This is a genomic window from Exiguobacterium sp. SH3S1, assembly GCF_004337105.1.
Lineage (GTDB): Bacteria > Bacillota > Bacilli > Exiguobacteriales > Exiguobacteriaceae > Exiguobacterium > Exiguobacterium aurantiacum_A.
Map to the genome: position 1 here is coordinate 76241 of NZ_SJUW01000008.1, position 26278 is coordinate 102518.

The following is a 26278-nucleotide window of genomic DNA, read 5'->3' on the forward strand; positions in this document are numbered from 1 at the left end:
TATGTGTGTGCTTTTTATGGGATTCCTGTGACAGTTTCTTCATAAAAAAAACACAAGCGGCGAAGGGGTCAGTTCGCTGCTTGTGTTTTCTTTATTTAGCTTTATCCATCCATACTTTTGTGAAGTCTTGGAGCATCTCGTCACCGGTCTTCTGACCGCCGACGTACGCTTGCATCAAAGCACCATACTCGTTGACCGCGCCGTCCGGATACTTGAACCAGTTCCATGAGATCGTCTTGCCTTCGTTCGAATAGGCAAGGATATCGTCAGCGAGTGGTCCGAGGTCGTTCGCTTCGATCGACTTGAACGCCGGGATGAACTTGAACTTGTTGACCATGTAGTCTTTCCCTGTGTCTGACGTCGCCATCCACTCGAGGAAGTCTTTCGCTTCTTCTTTATATTGTGAGTTTTTGTTGACGACCCAGTTATTCGGGACGCCGACCGGCAAGCGGTCCATCTTCTCTTTATCATCATTGATTGGAATCGGTACGAAGCCCATCTCGATGTCCGGATTCACGTCGAGAATCATCTGTTGGGCCCAGTTGCCCTGCTGGAGCATCGCTGTCTCGCCTTGGGCGAACTGTGTGACTTGCGTGTTGTAGTCCGTCGTGAGCGGGTTCTTGTTACCGTATTTGATGGTCAGGTCGAACAGTTTCAAGAACTGTTGGAACTGCTCATTGTCTTCGAACTTCTCTTTGTTGTCGTTGAGCGCTTGGATGAACGCATCGGGATCATCTTGTTGTGCCATCGGGATGTTGAGCAAGTGGATGCCGAGAATCCAAAACTCCGCGTAACCGACCGAGAACGGGGTGATGCCCGCCTTGTCCAACTTTTCAGCCGCATCCGTCAATTCAGACAGCGTCTTCGGCAGTTCACTGATGCCCGCTTTCTCAAACAGCTCCTTATTGTAGATGAAACCGTAGCCTTCAAGGTTCATCGGCATACCGTACAGTTTCCCGTCCATCGTCATCGGTTCTTTGGCCACTTCCGTCAAATCACCGACCCACTTTTCATCCGACAAATCTTCCAACTTATCTTTCCACGTCTGTGCTTCCGTGAAGCCACCGTTGTTAAAGATATCCGGTTCATTGCCAGATGCGAATTGCGATTTGAGCGCGGCACCGTAGTCGGCTCCGCCGCCGACCGTTTGAACGGTCACTTTGACGCCCGTCTCTTCTTCATATTCTTTCGCCATCGCCTCGAGGTCTTTAGCGATTTCGGCTTTAAATTGGAAGACGTTCAACGTCACATCTTTTGAGTCACCGCTATCCGCGTTCCCGTCAGCCGACCCTTCCCCTTCTGTGAGCGATCCGCCCCCGCAGGCAGCGAGCGTCAATACCATGCCAGCCGTCATCACAGCTGTCGATAATCTCCATTTGCGTTTCATCTTGCTTCCTCCCTCGGTGTGTAAGTCGACTAAAATAATCGATCCAATCAGTACACCCTTACTTTAAATGAAAACGCTTCCATTATGTAGGTGTCAAAATTGACGTGTAGGGTGGAAAATGTTGTACAGAAAACCAGGACTTTCTCGTAAGAAAGTCCTGGCTCATTTGCTTCTATATAATTACAACAGGCTAATTCCAGCTTCTTCGCACGCCGCGACCATCTCGCTCGGCCAGACCGACGATTGGACTTCACCGATATGACGGGCCCGGAGCAGATACATGGCGACACGTGACTGGCCAATTCCGCCTCCGACCGTAAGTGGGAGACGTCCTTCGAGCACGGCTTGATGGAACGGATACTTCCGCTTCTCTTCCGCGCCAGCTGTCACCAACTGTTCAGCGAGCGCTGTCTCATCGACACGGATCCCCATCGACGACAGTTCGAACGCCGTCTCGAGTTCTGGATGCCAGACGAGAATATCGCCGTTGAGCGCCCAGTCGTCATAGTCAGCCGCTCGGCCATCATGTTTCTCTCCTGAGGCGAGTGCGCCTCCGATTTGTGAGAGGAAGACCGCGCCATGCTCTTTACAAATCGCATGTTCCCGTTCTTTTGGCGTCAGCGTCGGATACAGGTCTTCTAGCTCTTGGCTCGTCAAGAAGTGAATCGACTCAGGGAGAATCGCTTCGATCGCGTATGCCGACTCGACCGACCGTTCCGTTTCAAGCAAGGCCGCATAAATCGATTCGACGGTCGCTTTCAAATAGTCGGTCGTCCGGTGTTCCCGGGCGATGACGCGTTCCCAGTCCCATTGATCGACATGAAGCGAGTGTGTCGCGTCGAGTTCTTCGTCGCGGCGGATCGCACGCATCTGTGTATACAACCCTTCGCCAACTTTGAACCCGTACCGGCCGAGCGCTTCGCGTTTCCATTTCGCAAGCGACTGGACGATCTCAAGCTCATGTCCCGGATATTGTGTGTCGAACTGAATGATACGCTCGACGCCGTTCAAGTGATCGTTGACTCCGCTCGCCGATGTGACGAATAGCGGTGCCTGTACTTGCGTGAGACCTAGCGCCGTGCTGAACTTGTCCTCGAACATTGCCTTTACCGCCGTGATTGCCTGTTGTTTTTCCTTCATCATGCTTGTTGCTGTCGTTGTCATTTTGTCTTCCTCCAATTGTGGGATTTGGGACGGAGCAATAGAAAAAAGCCCTCCAATCCCATGGACTATGGGACGGAAGGCTTCAAGCTCCGCGGTGCCACCCAAATTAGTAGACGAATCTACTCACTTTTTCGAGACGAACATCTCGTAGTTCCGATAACGGGGAACGGTCCGGCTACGTCTACTTGCAAAGCGTTCGGGTAGCGACTCCAGGAGGTTCTTCGACAGAGATTTCAGTCCGGGCTCTCACCTTCCCCGGCTCGCTTTGCTTACGTCTTCTGTGTACTCGTCCTTTCAATGTCGTTCACAATTGAATTGAACTCATTATTATAAATATTCAGACGAATGTCAACAGCTTTTCTAAAAAAAATTCTCCCCCGTGTAGCGGACGAGGGAGATCCCTTGGGAAGGGTTATTTGATCGAGCCGCTCGTAATCCCTTTGATGATATGCTGTTGCATACCGAAGAAGAAGATGAGAAGCGGAACGATCCCAAGAACTAAACCAGCGAGTGCCAAATCCCATTGTTTCGTATATTGTCCGAAGAAATAGAACGTCGCGAGCGGGATCGTCCGCAGTTCAATGTCTCGGAGGACAAGCGAAGGTAACAGAAAATCGTTCCAAATCCATAGGCTGTTCAAGATGACGATCGTCACCGTGATCGGTTTCAAGAGCGGGAACACGATCCGCCAGAACAGCCCCCATGTCGAGCAACCGTCGATAATGGCCGCCTCTTCGATCTCTTCCGGGATCGATTTCATGAAGCCATGATATAAGAACACCGAAATACCTGACCCGAACCCGAGATACATGACCATCAGTCCCCAATGACTGTTCAATAGACCGAGCACGCTCGATACTTTTACGAGCGGAATCATGATCGATTGGAACGGGATGACCATCGCCGCGACGAACAAGAAGAAGATGACGGTCGAGATCCAATGTTTCGTCCGGACGAGCTTCCATGCCGCCATCGACGTGAAGATGACGATGACGATGTTCGCGCCGGCCGTGATCAAAAGCGAGTTCAAAAAGACGCGGCCATAGTTCATCGCTTCCCAAGCTTCCGTATAGTTCGATCCGAGCCAGACGTTCGGGAGTGCGGACGTGTTCGTATAAATCTCAGCAATCGACTTGAACGAGTTGACGATGACGTAATAAAACGGGACGAGATATAAAAGTCCTAGTAAAATAGCGACCAATTCGATGAGGCCAAGGCCGGTCGTATATCCGCTCGTCCGCAGCGGCTTTTGCGGCAACTGCCGTCTCGGCGTCTGATCTATTTTTGGTTCGAACTGTTCAATTTTTTCCGTCGTCATGCCTGCACCTCCCGTTTTTTCGTCAAATACACTTGGGTGACGGTGATCGCCGCGACGACGAGGAAGAAGATGACCGCTTTCGCCGAGCCGAGACCGTAATTGTTGTTCACGAACGACTCTGTATAAATGTTCAAGGCGAGCATCTCGGTCGATTTGAACGGTCCTCCGTTCGTGAGCGACAAGTTCGTATCGAATACTTTGAACGACCAGGAGATCGTCAAGAACAGACAGATCGTAATCGATGGCATGATCATCGGGAGCGTGATATGACGCAACATTTTCAACCGGTTCGCCCCGTCGATCCGGGCCGCTTCGAGCAAATCCGTCGGTACGTTTTGCAGCGCCGCGATATAGATGACCATCACGTAGCCACCGCCTTGCCAGATCGCGACGATGACGATTCCCCAAAACGCTGTCTGGGCGTCGCCGAGCCACGGCAGCTCGAACAGGCTCCAACCGGTCAATGATCCGATTGACTCGAATCCTTTCACGTAAATGAATTGCCAGATGAAACCAAGGATGAGTCCGCCGATCAAGTTCGGCATAAAGAAGACCGTTCGCAATATGTTTCGCGTCTTAATATTCATCGTCAACAACAGCGCCAATGAAAAGCCGACGATGTTCGTCATGATGACGGCCACGATCGTGTATTTCGTCGTGATCCAAAACGACGAACGGAACTGGACGTCCTCGAACAAAAGTCGATGATAGTTATCCAACCCGACAAAGTTCAACTGACCGGTCACCCCGTTCCAGTCCGTAAAACTGTAATAGATCCCGTTCAAGAATGGGATGAGTACAATGGCCACGAACGCCAAAAAGGCCGGACCGACAAATGCGATAAAGCTTGCCGGCTTCTTCCAATTCCGTCTATGTTTGCTTCGCTTCGTTGTTTCAATCATCTTCATCGCCTCCACTATCAATTTACCTGCAATGAAATAAAATGAAAACGGATACATTTGACGAAATGGGTGGAATATATTGAACTCAATTAGTGAATTTGCAGAACTGATGCGTTATGATAAAGTCAATGACAATACGAACGAGCCAGTTTATATTAGAGAAACGATGTGAATTATGGCTCGAATCACGAATGAACCAAACATAATACTAGTAAAACGTTCGAAAGTGGAGGGAATTTATACATGACGACAATCAAACCGTTATCTGACTTAGCAATCGCCCAACAAGCGGACATGCTCCCAATCAAGCAAATCGCTGAAAAGCTCGGCCTACAAGAAGATGATCTCGACCTATACGGGAAATACAAAGCAAAACTGTCGTTCGATTTGCTCGAACAAGTGAAGACCCGAGCAGACGGCAAGCTCGTCCTCGTCACAGCCATCAATCCGACGCCCGCCGGAGAAGGAAAATCGACGGTCACCGTCGGACTCGGTCAAGCGTTGAACCGACTCGATAAACAAGCGATCGTCTGTCTCCGCGAGCCGTCACTCGGCCCGACGATGGGGCTAAAAGGCGGAGCGGCCGGCGGCGGATTCAGCCAAGTCTTGCCGATGGAAGACATCAACCTCCACTTCACGGGTGACATGCACGCCATCACGTCAGCCCACAACACGATCAGCGCCATGCTCGACAACCACCTTCATCAAGGCAACGACCTAAAAATCGACGTTCGGAAAATCGTCTGGAAGCGCGTCCTCGACTTGAACGACCGTGCCCTTCGCCACGTGACGGTCGGACTTGGCGGAGCCGCACACGGTGTCCCGCGCGAAGACGGTTTTGACATCACCGTCGCCTCAGAAATTATGGCGATCCTTTGCCTCGCCGATTCGCTCGCCGATTTAGAGGCGCGTATTAAGCGGATCGTCGTCGCCTACGACTTCGATAATGAACCCGTCACGGCTGAACAGATTGGTGCGGCCGGTGCGGCCACACTCTTACTGAAAGAGGCGTTCAAGCCAAACTTGGTCCAAACACTTGAACAGACCCCGGCTCTCGTCCACGGCGGCCCGTTCGCGAACATCGCTCACGGCTGTAACTCGCTCATCGCGACAAAGACTGCCTTGAAGCTCGGCGAATACGTCGTCACCGAGGCCGGCTTCGGAGCTGATCTTGGCGCCGAGAAGTTCTGTCATATTAAATCGCGTATCGGCAACTTAAGTCCTGATGCGGTCGTCCTCGTGGCGACAGTCCGCGCGTTGAAGATGCATGGTGGTGTCGCCAAAGACCAACTCCACATCGAAAACGTCGAGGCCGTCACAAAAGGCATGGAGTTGCTCGCCAAACATGTCGACACGATGACAAAGCTCGGTTTGCCAACCATCGTTGCCTTGAACCGCTTTAATTCAGATTCGATCGCAGAGCTCGACACTGTGCTCGACTGGTGCGAAACGCATCAAATCCGCGTCGCCCTCAGCGAAGTTTGGGCGAGCGGCGGACAAGGCGGACAAGCACTTGCCGAGGCCGTCATCGAGACAGTCGAGTCGAACGAAGCCATGCTCACACCACTTTACGAGCTGACTGATTCGATCGAACAGAAGATTACGACGATTGCCCGAGAAGTTTACGGAGCGGCCGGCGTCACGTTCACCGCTACGGCGAAAAAGCAAATGGCTCAAATTAAAGCGAACGGATGGGACGATTTGCCGATCTGTATGGCCAAAACACCGTTCTCACTATCCGACGATCCGACAAAACTCGGATACGTTCAAGGATTCACGGTAACCGTACGAGAGTTGAAACCGTCGGTCGGTGCCGGCTTCCTCGTCGCCTTGACGGGTAACGTCTTGACGATGCCAGGACTGCCAAAACATCCAGCCGCTCTCAACATGGGCATCGACGAGACAGGTAAGGCCATCGGATTGTTTTAATCCACACGACAACGGAGGGATGACTTTGGACGTCATTGAGCACACGTACGCAGACGGGTACCGCACGCATGTATTGCACGTCCCGGCAACGAACCCGATTGGAAATTGTTTCTTGTTTCACGGCATGCTCGAGCACCACGGCAGGTATGTCGAGTTCGCCGACTTTATGGCAACAACTGGATTTAACGTTTTTGTTTGCGACCTTCGCGGAGCTGGAAAATCAGCGCGTGCTCAATCCACATACGCTCACTTACTTCCAAAAGAAGGATTTGACCAAATGGTCGAAGACGCTGTCGCATTGATCGGTCACTATCAAAATGATTTGCCGACGTTTGTAATCGGACATAGTTTCGGTTCTTTGCTCGTCCGTCGTCTCGGTCAAATCATGGGTCATAACCTATCCGGCATCGTCGCCATTTCGCCGCCTCCCGGCTCTGGTTTCGTCGGCCGGCTCGGGCTTTACGCCATCGGGTCGGCAATTCGTATGAAAGGGAGCGATTACCACTCTCGCCTGTTCGAACGCCTCTTGTTCGGGCGCTACAATTTAAAATTCTTCCCAACCAAGACGGAGAACGATTGGATTTCTAGCGTCCCGGAAGAAGTGGCCTCTTACCGCAGCGACCCGGACTGCGGCGGTATCCCGACACTCGGTTACTTATATGAAGTAGCTAGCGCTTCGCTAGAGGTCACATCCCTCGCCCGTATCCATGAACATCCGAAGACGCTCCCGATCCTCTTCGTCGCCGGAACGGACGACCCGGTCGTACACGACGGGGAAGGGTTGAAAGGGATTGTTCGAAACTATCAGGCAGCGGAAGTCGAACTGACGGTGTTGTCTTACGACAACGCGCGTCACGAAGTGCTCCGCGAACGGCAACGCGACGAAGTGTGGACCGATATAAGCGGTTGGCTCTTGCGCAACCTTTAAGCTAAGACATGGAAAAACCTCCTATTAAATGGAGGTTTTTTTATTTTTACATTTTAAACCAACGACTTTCTAATTCATTTACCTTTTTTGAAATTTTTCATCTTCTTTCCATTTTTTAAGTGCGCTATACTTAGACCGCGCACTACGAAGAACACTTATAGATTGAAGTATATGGAATGAAAGGGGTAACACATTGAAACCAACACTTACACGACTGAGCGCGGCCGTCCTCATCTCTAGCACAGTATTGAGCATGATCGGACCGACCGAGTCATATGCAGCAACATACGAAGGCACGGTGAATACCTCCATTTTGAACGTCCGGTCGTCTACGTCGACTTCGTCAGCGATTGTCGGCAAGTTGACGAAAGGAACTGCTGTACAAGTTTATTCGACAAGCAACAACTGGGCCCAAATCGAGTTTCAAGGTCAAAAGCGATACGTTTCTTCCTCGTACTTAACGTTGAAGTCTACCGTCACGAAAGCGGCAACAACCAAAACGTATACAGCTAATGCGACCGTCAATATGCGCTCGGCGATGACAACGAGCGCTTCAATCGTTACAACGATTCCAAAAGGTGCGACCGTCACTTACATATCGACGCACGGCGCGACGGGATCATGGTTCAAAGTCACATACGGCGGGAAAACTGGCTATGTGGCTCAACGCTACTTCTCTCAAGTAGGAGGCGAAACCGTGGCACCCCAAGCGAACCCGACGCATAGTACGACAACAAACACGACGATGCATAGCTCGATGATTTCAACGTCCCCAACCCTGATTGCGATCCCGAAAGGTGCGAAAGTAACGTTCCTCTCGGAGCACGGCGCGACCGGATCGTGGGCCAAAGTGACATACAGCGGGAAGACGGGCTATGTCGCGAAACGGAACTTGCAGCCGCTCGTGACAGTCGAACCGACAACGATGTACGTCAAATCGACATCAAGTATTTTCAATTCGATGTCGACTTCAAGAAAAGTAGTCGGCACACTTCAAATCGCGACAAGCGTTAAATTGATCTCGACACACGGTACGACCGGGTCTTGGGCGAAAGTCGCAGCCGGCTCTTTGACAGGTTACGTACCGATGCGAAACTTATCTGAGTCACAAGTCGCAGAACAGGTCACACCTTACTACGCTAAACAGACGGCGACGATGTACTCTTCGACTTCGACGCGCGGAAACGTCCTTCAAACGATCCCGGTCGGTGCAAAAGTCGATCAACTGTCGGCGCACGGCGCGACGGGTTCATGGTTCAAAGTCCGTTACGCGAACACGACCGGGTATGTCGCAGCACGTAACTTCTCGCTCACAGCCCCGTCGACTTCAACCGAACAATATGGGACCGAACGCGAGGTCAGAATCTCTGTCGAGAACAACGGACCGTTGAACGTCCGCGAAGAAGCGACGACAAGCAGTGATAAAGTTGGCGAACTTCCAAGCGGCACGATCGTGAAAGTGAAGCCCGTCTTGAATACCGATTGGGGACTGATAACGAACGGTGGATTTGCCGGGAGCTATATTCACCTTGCATATACGACGGCCGTCACGACACCACCACCAGCGAACGGGATCCAGCGCGTCGTATCCTACACAAGCTATCCAATCTCTGTTCGCACAATGGCAGAACGACAAATGGCGCAATTCGGCCAGACCGATGCGCATCGCTATGCCAAAGCTTATTTGCCACGTTCATGGGTAAAAGTTGACGGAAGTACCGGGACGATCGTCAATAATAACATCCGGGTCATCTCAGGTGTTGGGGCCGCTCTTAAAACGACTGCTTCTTCTAGTGCGGCGACACTCGCCACGATTCCGAACGGGACGACGCTTGAATATGTGAGCCGGCAAACGGTCGGTACAACCATTTGGTACCGCGTCAACTACGGGACGATGACTGGGTACGTAACACCAAGCTCGGTCGTTGGAGAAGCCAATATTTTAAGTCGTGCTAGTCTCACGTCACACGCGTATGGTCAAATCAATCCAGGCGAAACTGTGACGATCACAGGACAAGATGGAAATTACTACACCGTGTCTTACCGTAGACCGTCTGGCCATAACATTCGTATTTTTGATAACACATGGCGCCGCGCCTCAGTGGCGGACATTGAACCGTACGTCAATCCGAGCAATATGGCCCAAGACTCGCAGGCCTTCTATCAATTCCTTGACTTGTCGAAGAGTGCCGGAACGACCGCGACGACGTTGAATAGCGTTTTGACGAACAGCGGCACACTCACGGGACAAGGACAAGCGTTCATCAATGCAGCCAATCAGTATGGCGTCAACGAAATCTACTTACTTGCGCATGCTGTCCACGAAACAGGACATGGTAAGTCAGTCCTCGCTCAAGGGGTCCCGGTCGATAAAGACGGGAATGCGTTGATTAACTCGAATGGGACACGCATTTATCCAGATCGCGAAGAAGTTGCGAAAGTATACAATATGTACGGCATCCAAGCAGTCGACAGCAGTCCATTAACGACCGGTGCCAAATTCGCTTTCGAACAGAAATGGTTCACGCCGGAAGCTGCCATTGTCGGGGGCGCTTACTGGATCGGAGCAAGTTATATCAATCATCCGACACATAAACAAAATACACTCTATAAGATGCGCTTCAACCCGGCCGCTCCTGGCAACCATCAGTACGCAACGGATATCGGTTGGGCGACGAAACAAACGACACGTATCTTCCAGATCTATCAAAACCTCGATTCATACACACTCCATTTCGACGTACCAAAGTTCCAATAACGAACAAGAGACACGAGCCAACTTGGCTTCGTGTCTCTTTTCATGTCCATTCGATGGAATCGACGATCGCTTCGATCTCTAACTTTTCATCCGTCTTCTTGTCGGCGACGTACGTCAAAAACAACAGGCGCTTCCCGTCCGTGAGCGACCAGACGTCCAAATACATGTCGTCTTCAATCCCGCTCGCGTAAGCCGTCGTCATGCCGCCCGATTGATCCGTCACGCTCGGTGCGACTTTAATGTCGATTGGGAACTCCCCTAAAAAGGTGTTCAGTTCTTGCAGCGCCGCATCTTCAGGGGCCTGGGCCTCCTCTGCTTCATAGATAGACATTTGAAGCGTCCCTTGCGCATCTTCCTCCACCGAATAGAAGCTGACGTGATCCTCTTCTTCATTGTATTCATAGTGCTCTGGGTAGGATAAACGAAGCCACCCGTCGATTTCGTATTCTTTCATGCTAATTGCTCCTTCGTTTTCTTGAATGTCAGGCCGGTGACCATTTTGGCTTGCAGCGCATATTTGAGCCGCTCCGTCACGTAAAGGCGTTGGCTGTTTCGATCTTGGGCGATCATATGTCCGCATAAATCCATCCGAACGGTTTGTCGGGACAGAAAGTAGAGACGATCCTCGCTTAACGGCCGATATTCACCGGAATCCTCGAGGTGCTCGATCTCAAATCGGCGTAAGACGTTGAGCGCGCAATAGTGGTCGGTCTTGCCGGTACTCGTATGCAGTTCAACCCGGACGAGCTGGATGTCGTACGGACATAGGTTCATAAAGATGGGTCCGATTCGTTCGTGGATGAGCAAGACGCCCATATCCGTCTCAATCAAATCGGGTAACGCCCCCGCGTCTTGGGAGATGCTCAAGACGACATAGGGTCGTTCAGTCGGTGCGAGCAGTTCCCCTTTAAAAAAGCGGAACCGTTGGATGCCGGTCAATACACGGGCCCGCCAAGCGCTGCCACGGGCTTCCGCTTCAATCCGATACAGTCGTTCTCGACTCACGACTACTCCCCCTTCAATTGTTTGAGCGCTTCGACGAATCGTTCCCACTCTTGATCGTCGCAGACGATCTTACTTTCAATTCCCCATTCTTCCTCGATTTTCAAACGTACCTCGTTCGTTTCAACGTGGCGCGTGAGATGCAACGCTCCGATTTGAACGAACATCGGCTCGATGACCAACGTCTCGGTCGGTGAACTGACCCATTTTAGCCGGTCAGTCCGTAAAATCACATGCCACATCGACTCATGCCGCACCGAGAACGTCCATTGACGGAGCGTTACAGTTTGTTCGACTTGCTTCGCCTGGCTCATCATGCGAAACCCTTCACTCATCATCTTCAAATAAGATTTTCGTTCGCTCATGCCCGTCCCACTCCCCTCTTCTATTATCTTAGCAAGACCACCTATCCGCCACAACTAATGTTTTTTCGAAAAAGGGTTTGCAAAGGTTAAATCGTGTGCTATTATATTACCGTAACGTTAAGCGTTTCGCGGGTGTAGTTTAATGGTAAAACCTCAGCCTTCCAAGCTGATGACGAGAGTTCGATTCTCTTCACCCGCTCCAATTTTAAAATCGTATACTTGAATGTGCGGGTGTAGTTTAATGGTAAAACCTCAGCCTTCCAAGCTGATGACGAGAGTTCGATTCTCTTCACCCGCTCCAATTTCCGACATATTCGCGAGGCTTAACTCGCACACATAACCACATGGTGCACACCATGTAACGAGCAGGAGGTCATTCGACTTCCTGCTCTTTTGTTTTTTGACGTCACGCTTAAATGAGACCGATTCGGGAAAAGAATTGGAGATATGAAGGAGGGATCACCATGATTCAAGTCCGCCTACAGCCATTTACCGTTTATGAGAGTGCTTTAATGCGAACCACATCGACTTTGATCAACACTGAAGACAGCCTCATCTTAATCGACCCGAACTGGTTGCCAGAAGAAGTTGCGACCATCCGTCGCGACATCGAGTTGAAGCGACAAGGTAAGAAATTGTACGTCATTTATACGCACCAGCACTATGACCATATCATCGGCGCTTACGCTTTCCCTGATGCGACCGTGATTGCTTCAAAAGCGTTCGTCGAAACAGACGCCAGCGCCCAACTCGAAGAGATTAAAACGTTCTACGAACAGTATTACATCGACCGCCCGATTCAAAAGCCGGTCGTCGACATCATCATCTCCGAAGACAGTACGGTCGAGCTCGGTGCTACCCCGATCACGTTCTACTTGACGCCAGGACATGAAGCGACCCATATGTCACTCATTGTCGAACCGTTGCGTCTACTCGTGTGCGGTGATTACGGATCGAACATCGAACCACCGTTCATCGAGCACGACGCGGAAGCGTATCTCGAATCGCTTCAAAAACTTCAATCCGCCGTCTACGAACACGAGATCCGTTGGCTCATCCCCGGCCACGGCGACCTATGTGATGACCGCAGTAAGATGATCGAGCGACTCAGCGCTGCCGAAGAATATATCCTCGCTTTGCCTGAAGAACGCGTCTGGTCCTCGCTTTGGCCTGAGCACGCCTTTTTTAACCGGGTTCACGAACGCAATCGAAAACATGTCGAACAAAAAGAGCATGAGCGCGAGGCACGCCAACGCGACTATTGACGCAAAAAAATCGCAACGTCTCCCCAAGACGTTGCGATCCCCCTATGTAAACCTATTTCTTTGTGATGCGTTCTGAACGGACCGTGAACATACGGTCAATCCCATAAATCGTCACTCCGGTAAGAGCGAGCAATCCGATCATAGCTGATGAAAACATTGACCATACCCCCATTGTTCACAAATTCGTCATAATCACCCCGTGCCTTCATTATAGAAGAAAACATTTCAAAAAGAAAGCGTTTTCTTCAAACTTTCTTCACAATTGCTGCTCGTTGTTTACTTCTCCTTCGTTTGTGTAGCAACATTCAAATATGTGTAGGTTTTATGGAATGTGGGAATACACTCTATAAGAATAAAAGAGACAGAAAGCTGTTCGCTGAGGAGGAAGAGGCATGATCAAATACGGCACGTTGGTGCGAGTCGAAGGGAAATACGCCGTGTTACGTTGGAACAACGGCTCAAGTTTTATCCCACGACGATTCTTGCCATCAGAAGCACGGGTTGGCGATACGATCATTCGAGATAACCACCATTATTATCTTGAAGAAGACATGACACCGAATTTCGATGCGCTCATCAAACAACATTATAAAAAGTAAACAAAGACAGACCGGTTCTCTTCCAGTCTGTCTTTGTACGTTCATTTTGTCTGTTCGCGTAACCAGTTAAAGTCGACCGGACCGACTTGTTTGGCTGTAATCACACCGTTCGGACCGACGACATACGTTGTCGGCAAAGCGACGACGCGGTACGTCTTCTCCACCATCCCTGCTTCGTCCAATAATACCGGGAAGCTGACCGGGACTTCTTTCAAAAACGCCTCGACGTCTTGCCTGCCGCGTCGCTCATTTTTCGTGACGTTCACCCCGAGCACCGGAATCCCGGTTTCTTCGCCGAACTCGATCAATTCCGGCAGTTCTTCTCGGCAAGGTGGGCACCACGATGCCCAGAAGTTTAAGACGACTTGCTGTCCTGCGTACGCATCAAGTGCCAACGTTTCCCCTTCGATTGTCTCCAGTTCGAAGGCGGGCGCGCGTTGACCGATCTCGAGACCACCGAGAACCGTGTCGTCCGTCGCGACACGTTCAGTCTGTTCGCTCGCTTGACTCGCCTTGTATTCGTCATACCCTTTATAGCCCAGACCGGCGATGAGTCCCGCCATAATCAATCCAATAGCCAGTTTATGAAATCGCATTATTTACCCCTTGTTCTCTGTCCTATTCATTTCTAAACTTAACTTATCACATTCACTCAAAGGAGCGGAACTATCGTGCAACTTCACAATGAAAAAGTCAGTGTCACTTTGAAAGCGCAAGGCGCGGAAATGACGAGTTGGAAAGTCGACGGGACCGAGCTACTCTGGCAAGGCGACCCTACGTATTGGGGACGACAAGCCCCGATTTTATTCCCGTTCGTCGGACGGTTGTTGGATGACCGTTACTTATATGATGGCTTGACGTATACGATGAGCCAACACGGATTCGCTCGCGATGAGACGTTCGAAGTCGCAGAATCGTCTGATACACACGTCCGCTTCGTTCTCCGTGACTCGGTCGAGACACGGAAACACTATCCGTTCCCGTTCGAACTTCAGGTGGACTATCGACTGATCGGCGAGGAATTGAACGTGACATACCGCGTCCGAAACAACGGCGACGAGGTGTTACCGTTCAGCATCGGCGGACACCCTGCCTTCAATATCCCGTTCGCGGGCGGGGTGTTCGAAGAGTATACAATCGATTTCGGTGAGACGCGCTCACTTGATCGCTTATTGTTAGAGGGTCCTTATTTGACCGGCGCCTATCAACCGCTCGGCGAACGCCGCTACATCCCGCTCTCGCATCACTTGTTCGACCAAGACGCTTTAATTTTCGAAAATGTCGAGTATGCTGCACTGCGCCACCAACCGAGCGGTCGCGCCATCGTCATGGAGTGCCCGACATTCACCCATTTCGGGATTTGGTCACCGCCTCAGTCTGACGCCCCGTTCGCCTGCCTCGAACCTTGGTTCGGTCATGCCGATTATAAAGGACATCGTAAAGACATCCGTCAAAAAGAAGATATGCAGTTGCTCGCACCGAACGAAACGTTCGAAGCGACTTACACGCTCTATACGGAATGAAAAAACGTGCTGACCGCATTGGTCAGCACGTTTTCGTTAGAAGCGGCTTTCTTGTTCCGCCTCATACTCTGAAGGCGGTTTTTTCATGACAATCGCGAGCACGATATAAATTAACAAGCCCGGTCCGCCGAATAAGGCGAGTACGACGAAGATGATCCGCATCAACGTCACGTCTACTCCGAGGTACTTCCCGAGCCCCGAGCAAACGCCTGCTATCATTTGGTCAGACGGATCTTTGTACAGTTTTCGTTCCATCAAGACACCTTCTCCTTCATTTTTTCGGTCATCGCTGTGGTCGACGAAGTGTCGTTCTTCCAGCTGTCGCGGCTTCACCTCGACTATCAAAATCGAGTGCATCATTGATCGGTGTACTTCCTGATCTAATTTCAATCCGACGTCCGTACAAGCCCCGATTATCGAGCGAGGCAGCAATGACTGTCGCGACGTCCGTCTCGGAAATCGTGGCGCCTGAGGCGTCACTTAAGTCTTCTGAAGCTTCGATCGACCCTTTTCCAGGTCCATCTATAATTGCCACTGGGCAAATGATCGTGTAGTTCAAGCCGCTATGTTCGATATACTCATCGGCCGCATTATTCGCAGACAAGAAGTTGTAATGTTCTTTCGGGCCCGCGTCTGGTCGATCGGCACCGTATGCGCTTAGTAAGACCACGTGACGGACGCGCTCTTTTTTAGCGGCGTCAATCGCTTTCATCGCGACGTTCCGGTCAAGCAGTTCAATCTCTTTGCTCGTGCCTTCAGCACCTGCTGTCGCAGCGACGATGACGGCGTCTTGGCCAGCGGTCGCCTCGTGAATCTTTTTATCAAGCTCTTTTTCAACATCGACGGTGAGCACGCGCGCACCCATTTTTTCGTACTCTGCTTGCAGTTCAGGATAACGAATTAAAGCGGTCACGTGATGCGTTTTCGCTAAACTTTTCAAGACACGTCTACCGATCTTTCCTGTTGCTCCAATGACTAAAACTTTCATTCAAATTTCCCTCCTCAAAAGAGTAGTTCATTTGATTAAAATTCCTCTTTCCGTACGGAATCAAACCCGTTTCGCAAAATTATCTCACAGTTCCCCACATCGTTAAGTCGAGCGCGTCACGAATCGATTGGACGCTCTCTTCATTCGGTTGGTAATAGTAGATGTTGTCAATGTAAGCATCTTGTCCGTCGACTTGAAGTTTGTTCACTTCGGGTTGAAGCATCATCGTGAGGCCAACCGACGCCATTTGCAGCGGATTCATTTCGAGCCCCATCTCATCTTTCATAAAACTGTACGTGGCCGGGATCTTCGACCATCCGGCCGGGCTTACCAACTTGTCGGCCACTGCCGACATGACCTCAGTTTGGCGACTTGAACGGGCACCGTCTGTATCCGATTTACGATGTCGCGCGTAGGCGAGCGCCATATCCCCGTCCATCGAATACGATACACCTTCCGTGTATTCATACGTTTGATTAAACCCCTTTTCGCTGAACGAATGGGTGGCCGTGATGTTCACTCCGCCGACGACGTCGATCAATTCCATGAACGTCTCGAACGTGATGACGACTTGACCGTCGACCGAAGTCTCGGTCAATCCTTCGACTGCACCGACCGTACACTCCGCGCCTCCATAAGCGAAGGCATGGGTAATCTTATCGCCTTCGCGCTCAGGTTCACAAGGGATCGCCGTATACGTATCTCGTGGAATCGATACGTTTTGAACGGTCCGCGAACGCGGGACGAACTCCATCAACTGAAGCGAATCGGTTCGTGAACCGGACACCGATTCGCCGACACGGGCGTCACTGCCCATGACTAAGAACGTAACTGGGTTTGACGCCATATAACCGACCCCGATCACGAGGAGCAACAAGACGAGCAAGAGCTTTCCTTTCCAACTTCGGCGCTTGCGCTTGTCTTTTTGCGGCTTTTGTTTCGGCGGTACGCTGCTTTGCTGCTTCGGAACACGCTCTTTCGTGTCATGAGAGCGAGGTTCTCGCTTGTCCTCACGCTTTTGGCGCTTCGCTTTTTTCCCGAACGGCATCTTCAGTTTAGGTGCTTGAACCTTCCGTTTTCGATTATTATTCGTCTCGGTCCGTTTTTCATCGGAACGATCTAAAAATGGATGGTCTTGTCCTTCCGCTTGCTTCGACTCTGGTGAAGGGCGAATCACTTCGTCTTCCGCCTCACCCGGATTCACTTGTTCATCGCGAGACAGTTCTTCTAGCCGCTCGCGTTCTAATTCACGTCTGCGTCGTTCGACTCGTGAGAGTTGTTGATCGTCATTCATATGATGTACCTCTATAGTTTAGATTTTCCTACATTATCATCGACAAACTCTATTCTGACAACGGTTAGCGCAAAAATCCGTCTTAAGCATGAGACGCGAGGATTGTTTTAAATGAAAAGCGGGAAAGGAATAATAATCGGTGTCTGCCTATAAACGAGACATGGCAGCCCGTTCGATGTCCTTTGAAGGGAGGGAGAGCTAATGCGCATCGGGAAGCTCCGCATGTTACTTGAACAGTACGGAGAGACGACTCTTCGCGATTTAGTCGTCGAAATGTACCGAAACACCCCTAAAGCCGTTATCGAAGAAAAAGATATGGATTACATGATCAGTCAGTTCACTCGTTACAAAGAACAAAAATCATCAGACGAGCGACATTCGCTCTCGCAGACAGTAATCCTCGCTGAACGCTTCGTAGAATTGGCTTACGATCACCTCTACTTGCTGCCAAATCAAATCATGAGCGAACGCGATCAAAAGAATTGGTATATACACGCCAAGAAAATCATTCGTGACTTATCGTATTACGCCGAAGATGAAGCAGAGGCACGGACGATGTATGAGGAAATGTTTTTACTCTTGTCCTCTTCGGCAGGGGAAGAGCCCCTATTTTCAACAAGTGACCCGTTTCGACTGCTGAAACTCTCGCAAACCACGATGCTCACTCAATTGATTCATTACTATCAACTCGACGCCCCCACCTCCGACGTGTGGATCGATCGTTCTTTGTACACGGCGCTCCACGTCCCAAAAGATGTTGACTCGACACGGGTCGACTTACTCTCTACACTTCTCGAGCAACCCTACACTTCGTTTGAGTGGAATTTATTCCATCAACGCATCATCACACTTTGTGAACGGACACTTGCCAAAGCCCCGTCCGATGACAGTGCACTTGAGGACTATCAAGCACTTAAAATGCTTGAACTCGAACTCCTCGTTGAGCGCGGACAATTGTCAGAAGCTGAACGGAAGTTGTTTTCTGAGTACATCCCCTTCTTCTCACACCGTTCAGAACCGTTCAAAGTGTATGTCAATATGCTCGAGAGCCGCGGACATTCTGATGAGACGAAACGACTTCGCCGGCTAGCCAAAGAGAAACGCATCCAATTTTAAAAAAAAGGGAGTCAACCGACGGCGTCGGTTGACTCCAAAACATGATATGAACGAGGGGTGTTCATCTGAAAAGAGGAGTGGAAGTTGGTGCAGAACTTCCTTCCTACATACCTAGTATAAAAGATATTTGAAACCGCTTCCGGGATAGTTATTGCATTTTTGTGAACGTTTTCACGTTATTCAATCGCGTTAATAATGCCCAACCCGATCACTGACAACAGAACAATTAAAACGAAAATAAACACCATCTCATTTGGTGACCGGAAGCCTTCGTATAACTCGACCTGTTCTTCAACGATGACATTGTCATGGACTACAATCGGTTCAGTCTCGGCAAGAGCCGTGGCCGGGACACCGACCAATAGCAGCGCCAACCATAAACTTATTACGTATCGCATATCATACTCCTGTCGTTTTTTCTCACTGACAGTATAGCACGTCTCTCTCGCTTCGACCCATTCGTTTCTCCTCTTCCCACCGGAAAAGTTTAACAAATCTCACAGCCCCTTCGTTGCTCTAAACTTCCTCGTTCCGACACGGATCACACTTCGATAAAATGCTCATTCCAAAGCCATTTCCCTCACCATTCCCCTTTAAAAATCTGACTTTCCACGTGTCAAAACAGTAATCAAACATGATGAATGTTCATAAAATGAACACGACATTTTTCAATTGGTAGCCCTTACAATTTAAGGGTAGTGATTATTTTAGAAGAAAGAAGGATTCCTCATGAAACGGACGCTTATATTCGCGGAGTGTCGCCAAATCCAACCTAAAAAACGTTCACTGCTTCACCAATTGTACAACCCGGGCGAGTCGCCCCACATCCTCGCCATCCGACCACACCAATATGTCCATACGGCCTGGCAAGGAGATGTTCCCGTCGCAGCAATCGCCTCCGACTATAGCGATTATGCAACGGATCAGATAATCCGGCTCACGCACGAGGCGTATCGAGACCGCTATGTCTTCCGAGGTTTGCTCGACCGACTGATCCGTGAGATACGTCGAAACAGTATACATGACACAACGTTGCTGTTACACGTCAAACAAGACCGCGACCAAGATAAGCGTCGAATGTTTGAAGTGCTCGGTTTTGATCCGTATCACGAGACCGTCACTTACACATTGCCGCTCATCCCTTTCCAAAAATATACATACGAGAACTGGTCGCTTCACGTTGATTATTTTGCGACACACGCTAGCTGGCTCGCCTACCGAAATCAATATGCGCATATGCTGACTGATGTGTTGCCGCTGACTGCATCACGACTGCTCGAGCATGAACGTCGTCAGGAAGTCTTCCATTCCCTTAAATTGAAAGGGAAAATCGTCGGCATCATGCGATCTCGAATTGGATCTGGACGACTGGACGTATATGAACTCCATGTGTCAGGTAGCGATGAATTGATTCAAGAGGCCGTGTCTTTTATTCAGCAAGAATTTTATTTCCGGTTCAGGTCGCTTGAACAAATTCGGGTCACGTTGACTTCGCTCCAACCAGAGCTGCGATACGCTTTGATCCGACAAGGCGGATCGCCAACCCAAGCAGGAACCTACACGATGATTAAAGAAGTGGCGCCTTCCGCGCCATCGTTTCCACTCAATTAGAAAAAGACGCTAAACGTCACGTCCTTTTCACGGAAAGGATTCGTTCGTTTGGCGTCTTTTCTTCATTCAGCAGCGTTTGCCGATTCGATTGCTAAGGGTGGCATCTCTTCGAACAGCACGGTTCGAAGCCCGATATCACGTCGGTCCAACGATTCAATCCGATCGAATTGAATTTCACGGTCCGCGACACTGAACCAATACGTGATGTGAGGTTCATCCGTGAAGCGAAGCGCATAATTCGAACCGTTCAAATGAAAATCCACTTCGGTCGAAAGGATTTCTGCCGGGCCGATTTTTTTGTGGGTCGTCAGTCGTTCGAGAACGACTTGCTCCTCATTGATCTGATAATCGACAAACGTCGCAAGTGAGAGTCCAAACACAAATGATACCAGCGCGAACGCGCTGATCAATCCAAGAGTGATCTTTCCGTTCATGTCGCCGTCCCTCCCTCTTCTACTATATCGGATTTTGCTAAAACGTTGTGAAGTGACATTTTGTTCAAGTTTCGGCAAACTAGAGCAAGAGGAGGGATTAGTATGCAAATTGACCACACCGGGATCGCTGTTCGCGACTTAGACGAAGCAATCTCGTTTTACACGAACGTGTTACAAGGAAAACTTGTCGACCGTTATACGAATACGGCAGCCGGTGTCGAAACCGAGCTCGCCGTGATTCACGTCGGTGAAGACGTGATCGAGTTGCTCTTGCCGACAAGTTCGACGAGCCCGATCGCCCGATTCATGAAAGCACGCGGCAAAGGCGTTCACCACATCGCCTATCGGGTCGATGATTTAGAAGCATCGATTGCCGCTTTGAAACGCGACGGCATAACGTTTTTAGAAGATACGCTCCGAACGACGGCAAAAGGCCGACGCCTCATCTATATGGACCCACGCCACTCGGGCGGGGTCATCGTCGAACTATGCGATTATCCGACAATGAAGCAGTGAGGGATATCCCTCACTGCTTCATTATTGTCCGCTCGATGATATCACGATTTTTCGCTTTCAACCGTTCGTTGTGCGACGACACCATCGCCGACTTCGTCGCGTCCGGATCGATGAACGTCTTGGCCCGGTTGACCGCGTTAGCCGCATCTTGGAACGCTCCCGCAATCAGATGCACCTTGCCTTCATGCGTCAAAATATCGCCCGCCGCATAAAGTCCAGGTACTGACGATTCACTGCTCGCGTTCCCGTTCACATAGAACCCATCCACCATCTCGACTTTTAACTCGCTGTCGTTAAGGAGAGCCGAGTCCTGTTCGTAGCCGTGGTTGATGACCACTTCATCGACCTCGACCAATTCACTTGCCCCGGTCCCGCAATCGATGAGCTTGACGGCATGGATCGTCGTGCCATCATTGGAAATCAAGTCCTCGATCGTTGTATGAAGTCGGCAGTCGACTCGGCCACAGAGGAGCTTGTCGACTTGCGATTCATGCCCTTTGAGCGCTTCTTTTCGATACGTCAAAATCACGCGCTCCGCAATCGGCTCAAGTTCGTTCGCCCAATCGATGGCGCTGTTGCCACCACCGGAAATCAATACCGTCTTCCCTTTAAAACGCATCAACGACTTAACCGTATAGTGAAGGTTCGAGACTTCGAACCGCTCCGCCCCGCTGATCTCAATTTTTTGAGGTTGTAAAATACCGCTCCCCGTCGCGACGATGACCGTCTTTGACACGTGCCGGCCGTTCGTCGTATCGAGCACGAAATGACCAGTGTGATCTTTCGCCATCGATTCTACTTTCTCGCCGAGCACGACGGTCGGATCGAACGTGAGACCTTGCTCGATCAATTGTTCGATGAGGCGGGCACCTGTCGTCGGGGTGACGCCACCGATGTCCCAAATCATCTTCTCCGGATACACATGGATCTTACCACCGAGATGCGGTTGAAATTCGATCAACTTCGTCTTCATCCCGCGCAACCCGCTATAAAAAGCGGCATACAATCCCGCCGGACCGCCACCAATGATCGTTACGTCGTACACGTCCTGTTCGCTCATCCGTTCCATCCTCCTTAAACATCCACCGCCACTGATTATCATTCTCATTTAATATACATCGAAATTTTAGTTCAGACAATCTATTTTGATATCAAAACATTCGTTGACAGCTTTTCATTTAGACTGCTATAGTTGACGTTACATTGAGAATCATTATCAAAACTACTGTTACGAGGAGAGGGGAATCCATATGTCACGGATCCATACGGCAGACATCGAGGTCGGTTACGGCGGCAAAACAATTGTGAAGCAATTGAGTTTGTCGATCCCGGACCGTCAAATCACAACCATCATCGGCCCGAACGGTTGTGGGAAATCGACACTCTTGAAAGCCATGACTCGGATTCTGTCCCCGTCTAACGGTTCGGTCCATTTAGACGGAGCGGACATCGCCAAATGCAATACGAAAGAAATCGCCCAAAAGATGGCGATTTTGTCGCAAACGCCTGAAGGCGCTGGCGGCTTGACCGTGGGAGAACTCGTCTCGTACGGTCGCTTTCCTTATCAATCCGGGTTTGGTCGTTTATCGAAACATGACCATGAAGTGATTGATTGGGCGCTTGACGTGACCGGCACGCTCGAGTTCAAAGACCGAAGCGTCGACGCCCTTTCAGGCGGACAACGCCAACGGGTTTGGATCGCGATGGCGCTGGCCCAAGAGACGGACTTAATTTTTTTAGATGAGCCGACGACGTATCTCGATCTCGCGCATCAGCTCGAAGTGCTCGAACTACTCGAGACGTTGAACCGCGAGCAGGGCCGGACGATTGTCATGGTTCTCCACGACTTGAATCAGGCCGCCCGATTTGCCGACCATATCGTTGCCATGAAAGACGGAGCAGTGCTTGCGACGGGCTCCGCCGAGGAAGTCATTTGTCCACTCGTCCTTAGACAAGTCTTTCATATCGATGCCATCATCGGACGAGACCCACGGACCGAAAAACCGATGTGCCTCACCTACCAACTTATAAAAGACGAGATTCAACGTGAAGCGCTCGACTCTTCGAGTGCTGATCTCGTTGCTAGTTCTCGTTAGTATGAAGCAAACGGAGCGCCTCGCACATTGTGAGGCGTTTTTCAGCAGGAAGAGACGGGTAATGAGTGGAACATATTGAAGAAAGGGGGAAACACTATGGATTGGCTCGATGGTTTATTCATTCTCGTCTCGACCGCATGGCTGTATGAGATGAGGCGATACCGCAATCGTGATGAACCGACCGATGGCAACAGTGAGCATATGAGCTTTTACATCGTCTCACTCATTATGGTCACCGTGTTCGCCGTCTCGATCGGTTTATCTATTTTTACTGAAGCACGCCAACCGCTCCTAGTCCGCTGGCTCGGGCTCGGGTGTTACATAGCCGGTGTTTCACTTCGTTACTGGGGAATCGCGCATTTGCGTCATCAATTCACCCGTCACGTCGTCGTCCGTCCTGCTGATGAGATCGTCAGCTCTGGACCGTACCGCTTTTTGCGCCATCCGCTCTATACCGGGCTATTATTTATCACGTTCGGATTTTCGCTCTATTTCAGTCATTGGGGCGTCGCGCTCGTCGGTACGTTCGCCATGGGGATCGCCTTGCTTTGGCGCATCCATATCGAAGAACAGATGTTGACGTCACACTTCGGCAGCGCCTATCAAACTTGGGCGAAATCACGAAAACGATTGATTCCGTTCATTTATTGAACAAGCGTCGAAAAACACGAATTGATAACCTCGACCCAACAAAAATGCGATCCTGTCAGCAAATGACAGGATCGCATTTTTTATACGGAAAATCGACCGAGCAGTCGGACGATCAAAAAACCGGCAACGAACGAAACAACGCTCAAGACCCACATCGTCGCCGTCTCCGGAAGACCCGGGAAGACGACGGCGAGGGACCCGATGACGAGTCCTAAGATGACCGAGAACGTCATGCCCGGGAAATTCCCGAGCAAATAACGGATCACTTTACTGCTGACGATAAACCCGACGGCTACACCGAGTCCGACGATCCCGATAATGAGCACGTTCAAGTTCGACAAGGCGCTGATGACCGTCGGGTACACGCCGATCAAGAGCAAGACGAACGAGCCGCTGATCCCCGGGAGCAACATCGCCATACTGCCGAGCCAACCCGAGAAGAACAACAACAGCGCCGTGCCGGTCGACAGTTCAGTAATAATGGCCGTGTCGGCCGGTTTGATGATTGCCATACTTGCTACTAGAATCGCTCCGATCACCATCGCCACGATGTGCACGGGACGCATCGTCGCACGCGATTTAAATTCAAACATCAACAGCGGGATAATCCCAAGAATCAAGCCGATGAAAAAGAACTGTGTCGGTGCATAGTATTCTAATAATAAAAATTCAATCAGACGGCTCAGTCCTAAAATTGCGGTTCCCATTCCGATTGCTAACGGAATTAGAAACCCAATATGCTTTTTCCACTGCCGACTGAACACACCGCTGATCGCTTCGATCAATCGATCGTAAATCCCTAAAATGACTGCGATTGTCCCCCCGCTGACGCCAGGAATTAAGTCACTCGTCCCCATCGCGATACCGCGCAGGATATTTTTCCACTCCATAATCGATCTCCTTTTTACATCTGATTCGTTTCAAGCACTTAGTATATCCGAGAAGCTCGGGTTTTGCATCGGTTTCAAGACTGAGACTCAGACTTCGGCCCATATTTCACAAGTCGAGCATCATATAATCGAAACGCCCTCCTGAAATCTCAAGCTCTTTATGTTTGCGGAAACCAAGACGTTCGTAAAGACGAACCGCTGCCGGATTGCCCTGGTCGACGTTGAGTGTGACGGCCGGGATGTTCGTTTCGCGAGCATGTTCGACCACTCGCTGGATCAATTTCGTGCCGATGCCGCGTCCTCCAAATTCTGAGTCGACGGCCACGGAATCGATATACAAAACGTCTCCTTCCGTCTCCACGTCAAGATGTCCAGGCTGCCCATGCTCGATGAGCCATTGCTTAATCGGCTCATCCAACTCAATCGCGCGCTTGCCCTCATAGGCGATAATAACGCCTGCGATGACGCCGTCTATGTCTGCCACCCAAATGTTTTCATAACTCAACCGGTTGTTCGGCCGACCGATCCACATCGCTAAGCGCTCAAGCACTTGCTTCTGGTCTGCCGTCCCTGTCAATGAATACGCGATGTCATGAATCGCTGCGTAAACGAGCGGCGCGATCGCTACACTCTCGTTTGACTGTGCCTGTCGAATGTTCATCATTTATCTCCTCCACCAATTAGTCTAGCATAAAGCTAGAAACTGTTGGTTTGTCACATCTAGAAGTGTGGGATGATAGAAACAGAAGGGAGGAATTTTTATGAAAGCTATTTTAACGGGCATGAACGGTACAGTCGCACCGGTCGTCGCCAAAACGATACAACGACATGGGATCGAACCTGTCGCTTGGGACAGATCAAAAGTCTCGACGTCAGACGAGGCGGCGATGCGTGAATTTATCGAATCGGTGCGTCCTGATTATTTTCTTCATATCGGTATGGGATCGGTTGAATGGGCGGAAACGTTGGCCCGCCTTTGTGGAGAATACAACATCCCGTTCTTGTTTACGAGCACGGTCTCGGTATTCTCAGACAATGTGACCGGTCCAATCACGCCGGACACACCACCTGACGCATCAGACGAATATGGTGCCTATAAACGTGCCTGCGAAGAAACGATCGCCCGGACCAACCCCGGGGCACAAATCGTCCGACTCGGCTGGCAAATCGGCGAAGCTGCCGGTTCGAACAATATGATGGACTATTTCACGAATGAAATGAACCAGCACGGTGTCATCACTGCGAGCGCACACTGGTATCCATCGTGCTCCTTTTTAGAAGACACGGCCGACGCATTGTTCGAGATATTGACGAAGCGCGGTCCGGGTCTATATCAATTGAACGGCAATCCGAGCCTGTCGTTCTATGACATCGCCACTGCGTTAAACGAGTTGCATGACCTCGCGTGGCGCGTCGAGCGAACGGATGAACCAAAACGCGACAATCGGATGGTCGACATGAACATCACGATCCAACCGATCACGAAACGATTGACACTTCATACAAAATGAGTCGACGAATTCGTCGACTCATCTTTTGGCT

At 50.5% G+C, this 26278-nt stretch carries 28 protein-coding genes, 2 tRNA genes and 1 other annotated feature; of the genes, 14 read left to right on the forward strand and 16 right to left on the reverse strand.

Annotated features, from left to right (window positions below; genetic code table 11):
- Nucleotides 1-91: 91 nt before the first annotated feature.
- From EVJ26_RS10365 to EVJ26_RS10380, 4 genes are all read right to left on the reverse strand, one after another.
- Nucleotides 92-1387, reverse strand: a complete 1296-nt coding sequence (locus EVJ26_RS10365) for an ABC transporter substrate-binding protein (RefSeq protein ID WP_070328885.1) — start codon at nucleotides 1385-1387, stop codon at nucleotides 92-94.
- A gap of 180 nt (nucleotides 1388-1567) precedes the next feature.
- Entirely contained in the window at nucleotides 1568-2551 is a 984-nt protein-coding gene (gene asnA, locus EVJ26_RS10370) for an aspartate--ammonia ligase (protein ID WP_131470380.1), read from the reverse strand.
- A 65-nt stretch (nucleotides 2552-2616) separates the two neighbouring features.
- Nucleotides 2617-2858: a binding site (T-box leader), on the reverse strand.
- A gap of 105 nt (nucleotides 2859-2963) precedes the next feature.
- Nucleotides 2964-3869 (reverse strand): carbohydrate ABC transporter permease, encoded by a 906-nt coding sequence (locus EVJ26_RS10375; protein WP_083274118.1) that lies wholly within the window; start codon nucleotides 3867-3869, stop codon nucleotides 2964-2966.
- Nucleotides 3866-4771: a carbohydrate ABC transporter permease gene (locus EVJ26_RS10380; RefSeq protein WP_201738361.1), complete on the reverse strand. Its 906-nt coding sequence runs from the start codon at nucleotides 4769-4771 to the stop codon at nucleotides 3866-3868. The genes EVJ26_RS10375 and EVJ26_RS10380 overlap by 4 nt, the downstream gene beginning before the upstream one ends.
- A gap of 243 nt (nucleotides 4772-5014) precedes the next feature.
- Here EVJ26_RS10380 and EVJ26_RS10385 point away from each other — a divergent pair, with 243 nt between their 5' ends.
- From EVJ26_RS10385 to EVJ26_RS10395, 3 genes are all read left to right on the forward strand, one after another.
- Nucleotides 5015-6700 (forward strand): formate--tetrahydrofolate ligase, encoded by a 1686-nt coding sequence (locus EVJ26_RS10385; RefSeq protein ID WP_070328882.1) that lies wholly within the window; start codon nucleotides 5015-5017, stop codon nucleotides 6698-6700.
- A gap of 25 nt (nucleotides 6701-6725) precedes the next feature.
- Nucleotides 6726-7628, forward strand: a complete 903-nt coding sequence (locus EVJ26_RS10390; protein ID WP_131470381.1) for an alpha/beta fold hydrolase — start codon at nucleotides 6726-6728, stop codon at nucleotides 7626-7628.
- A gap of 193 nt (nucleotides 7629-7821) precedes the next feature.
- Nucleotides 7822-10386: an SH3 domain-containing protein gene (locus EVJ26_RS10395; protein ID WP_131467996.1), complete on the forward strand. Its 2565-nt coding sequence runs from the start codon at nucleotides 7822-7824 to the stop codon at nucleotides 10384-10386.
- A 40-nt stretch (nucleotides 10387-10426) separates the two neighbouring features.
- Here EVJ26_RS10395 and EVJ26_RS10400 read toward each other — a convergent pair whose 3' ends face one another.
- Genes EVJ26_RS10400 through EVJ26_RS10410 form a run of 3 tightly spaced genes read right to left on the reverse strand, consistent with a single transcriptional unit; the run spans nucleotide 10427 to nucleotide 11753 of the window.
- A complete protein-coding gene (locus tag EVJ26_RS10400; RefSeq protein WP_070328880.1) occupies nucleotides 10427-10840 on the reverse strand; it encodes a hypothetical protein in 414 nt (137 codons plus the stop codon).
- The gene (locus EVJ26_RS10405) at nucleotides 10837-11391 is read right to left on the reverse strand and encodes a hypothetical protein (RefSeq protein WP_070328879.1); all 555 of its coding nucleotides are present in this window, start codon (nucleotides 11389-11391) and stop codon (nucleotides 10837-10839) included. Before EVJ26_RS10405 ends, EVJ26_RS10400 begins: the two co-directional genes overlap by 4 nt.
- A gap of 2 nt (nucleotides 11392-11393) precedes the next feature.
- Entirely contained in the window at nucleotides 11394-11753 is a 360-nt protein-coding gene (locus EVJ26_RS10410) for a hypothetical protein (RefSeq protein WP_131467994.1), read from the reverse strand.
- A 128-nt stretch (nucleotides 11754-11881) separates the two neighbouring features.
- Here EVJ26_RS10410 and EVJ26_RS10415 point away from each other — a divergent pair.
- The 4 genes from EVJ26_RS10415 (at nucleotide 11882) to EVJ26_RS10430 (ending at nucleotide 13617) form a co-directional block, all read left to right on the forward strand.
- Nucleotides 11882-11955 (forward strand) — tRNA-Gly (locus tag EVJ26_RS10415).
- A gap of 25 nt (nucleotides 11956-11980) precedes the next feature.
- Nucleotides 11981-12054, forward strand: a tRNA-Gly gene (locus EVJ26_RS10420).
- 163 nt (nucleotides 12055-12217) lie between these two features.
- Nucleotides 12218-13018: an MBL fold metallo-hydrolase gene (locus tag EVJ26_RS10425; RefSeq protein WP_131470382.1), complete on the forward strand. Its 801-nt coding sequence runs from the start codon at nucleotides 12218-12220 to the stop codon at nucleotides 13016-13018.
- Between the two features lie 392 nt (nucleotides 13019-13410).
- Complete coding sequence (locus tag EVJ26_RS10430) at nucleotides 13411-13617, forward strand: DUF3006 domain-containing protein (protein WP_016508383.1); 207 nt, start codon at nucleotides 13411-13413, stop codon at nucleotides 13615-13617.
- Between the two features lie 41 nt (nucleotides 13618-13658).
- On the opposite strand, the gene EVJ26_RS10435 is transcribed toward EVJ26_RS10430, so the two are convergent.
- On the reverse strand, nucleotides 13659-14213 hold the full coding sequence (locus EVJ26_RS10435) for a TlpA family protein disulfide reductase (RefSeq protein ID WP_131470383.1): 555 nt from the start codon (nucleotides 14211-14213) through the stop codon (nucleotides 13659-13661).
- Nucleotides 14214-14288: 75 nt separating this feature from the next.
- On the opposite strand from EVJ26_RS10435, the gene EVJ26_RS10440 reads away from it, so the two are divergent.
- Entirely contained in the window at nucleotides 14289-15140 is an 852-nt protein-coding gene (locus EVJ26_RS10440) for an aldose 1-epimerase family protein (RefSeq protein ID WP_236635552.1), read from the forward strand.
- Nucleotides 15141-15176: 36 nt separating this feature from the next.
- On the opposite strand, the gene EVJ26_RS10445 is transcribed toward EVJ26_RS10440, so the two are convergent.
- The 3 genes from EVJ26_RS10445 to EVJ26_RS10455 all read right to left on the reverse strand — a co-directional run bounded on the left by EVJ26_RS10445 (nucleotide 15177) and on the right by EVJ26_RS10455 (nucleotide 17422).
- Complete coding sequence (locus tag EVJ26_RS10445) at nucleotides 15177-15395, reverse strand: PspC domain-containing protein (RefSeq protein WP_016508377.1); 219 nt, start codon at nucleotides 15393-15395, stop codon at nucleotides 15177-15179.
- 28 nt (nucleotides 15396-15423) lie between these two features.
- A complete protein-coding gene (locus tag EVJ26_RS10450) occupies nucleotides 15424-16128 on the reverse strand; it encodes an SDR family oxidoreductase (protein WP_131456800.1) in 705 nt (234 codons plus the stop codon).
- A gap of 79 nt (nucleotides 16129-16207) precedes the next feature.
- Nucleotides 16208-17422, reverse strand: coding sequence for an LCP family protein (locus EVJ26_RS10455; RefSeq protein ID WP_131470385.1), 1215 nt, complete (start codon nucleotides 17420-17422; stop codon nucleotides 16208-16210).
- Between the two features lie 201 nt (nucleotides 17423-17623).
- Between EVJ26_RS10455 and EVJ26_RS10460 the strand changes: the two genes are divergently transcribed.
- Complete coding sequence (locus EVJ26_RS10460; protein WP_070328874.1) at nucleotides 17624-18538, forward strand: hypothetical protein; 915 nt, start codon at nucleotides 17624-17626, stop codon at nucleotides 18536-18538.
- A gap of 176 nt (nucleotides 18539-18714) precedes the next feature.
- On the opposite strand, the gene EVJ26_RS10465 is transcribed toward EVJ26_RS10460, so the two are convergent.
- On the reverse strand, nucleotides 18715-18936 hold the full coding sequence (locus EVJ26_RS10465; protein ID WP_035385937.1) for a hypothetical protein: 222 nt from the start codon (nucleotides 18934-18936) through the stop codon (nucleotides 18715-18717).
- 331 nt (nucleotides 18937-19267) lie between these two features.
- Between EVJ26_RS10465 and EVJ26_RS10470 the strand changes: the two genes are divergently transcribed.
- On the forward strand, nucleotides 19268-20149 hold the full coding sequence (locus EVJ26_RS10470) for a hypothetical protein (RefSeq protein ID WP_131470386.1): 882 nt from the start codon (nucleotides 19268-19270) through the stop codon (nucleotides 20147-20149).
- 62 nt (nucleotides 20150-20211) lie between these two features.
- On the opposite strand, the gene EVJ26_RS10475 is transcribed toward EVJ26_RS10470, so the two are convergent.
- Complete coding sequence (locus EVJ26_RS10475) at nucleotides 20212-20583, reverse strand: hypothetical protein (RefSeq protein ID WP_070328872.1); 372 nt, start codon at nucleotides 20581-20583, stop codon at nucleotides 20212-20214.
- 102 nt (nucleotides 20584-20685) lie between these two features.
- Between EVJ26_RS10475 and EVJ26_RS10480 the strand changes: the two genes are divergently transcribed.
- Nucleotides 20686-21099, forward strand: a complete 414-nt coding sequence (locus EVJ26_RS10480) for a VOC family protein (protein WP_131456791.1) — start codon at nucleotides 20686-20688, stop codon at nucleotides 21097-21099.
- 10 nt (nucleotides 21100-21109) lie between these two features.
- Here EVJ26_RS10480 and EVJ26_RS10485 read toward each other — a convergent pair whose 3' ends face one another.
- Nucleotides 21110-22159: an NAD(P)/FAD-dependent oxidoreductase gene (locus tag EVJ26_RS10485; protein ID WP_070328870.1), complete on the reverse strand. Its 1050-nt coding sequence runs from the start codon at nucleotides 22157-22159 to the stop codon at nucleotides 21110-21112.
- Between the two features lie 190 nt (nucleotides 22160-22349).
- Between EVJ26_RS10485 and EVJ26_RS10490 the strand changes: the two genes are divergently transcribed.
- Both EVJ26_RS10490 and EVJ26_RS10495 read left to right on the forward strand, forming a co-directional pair.
- The gene (locus EVJ26_RS10490) at nucleotides 22350-23195 is read left to right on the forward strand and encodes an ABC transporter ATP-binding protein (RefSeq protein WP_131470387.1); all 846 of its coding nucleotides are present in this window, start codon (nucleotides 22350-22352) and stop codon (nucleotides 23193-23195) included.
- A gap of 96 nt (nucleotides 23196-23291) precedes the next feature.
- A complete protein-coding gene (locus EVJ26_RS10495) occupies nucleotides 23292-23846 on the forward strand; it encodes a methyltransferase family protein (protein WP_131470388.1) in 555 nt (184 codons plus the stop codon).
- 80 nt (nucleotides 23847-23926) lie between these two features.
- On the opposite strand, the gene EVJ26_RS10500 is transcribed toward EVJ26_RS10495, so the two are convergent.
- Both EVJ26_RS10500 and EVJ26_RS10505 read right to left on the reverse strand, forming a co-directional pair.
- Entirely contained in the window at nucleotides 23927-24736 is an 810-nt protein-coding gene (locus EVJ26_RS10500; protein WP_070328868.1) for a DUF368 domain-containing protein, read from the reverse strand.
- 106 nt (nucleotides 24737-24842) lie between these two features.
- Entirely contained in the window at nucleotides 24843-25397 is a 555-nt protein-coding gene (locus EVJ26_RS10505) for a GNAT family N-acetyltransferase (protein ID WP_236635553.1), read from the reverse strand.
- A 100-nt stretch (nucleotides 25398-25497) separates the two neighbouring features.
- On the opposite strand from EVJ26_RS10505, the gene EVJ26_RS10510 reads away from it, so the two are divergent.
- Nucleotides 25498-26247, forward strand: coding sequence for a sugar nucleotide-binding protein (locus tag EVJ26_RS10510; RefSeq protein WP_131470390.1), 750 nt, complete (start codon nucleotides 25498-25500; stop codon nucleotides 26245-26247).
- Nucleotides 26248-26278: the final 31 nt, after the last annotated feature.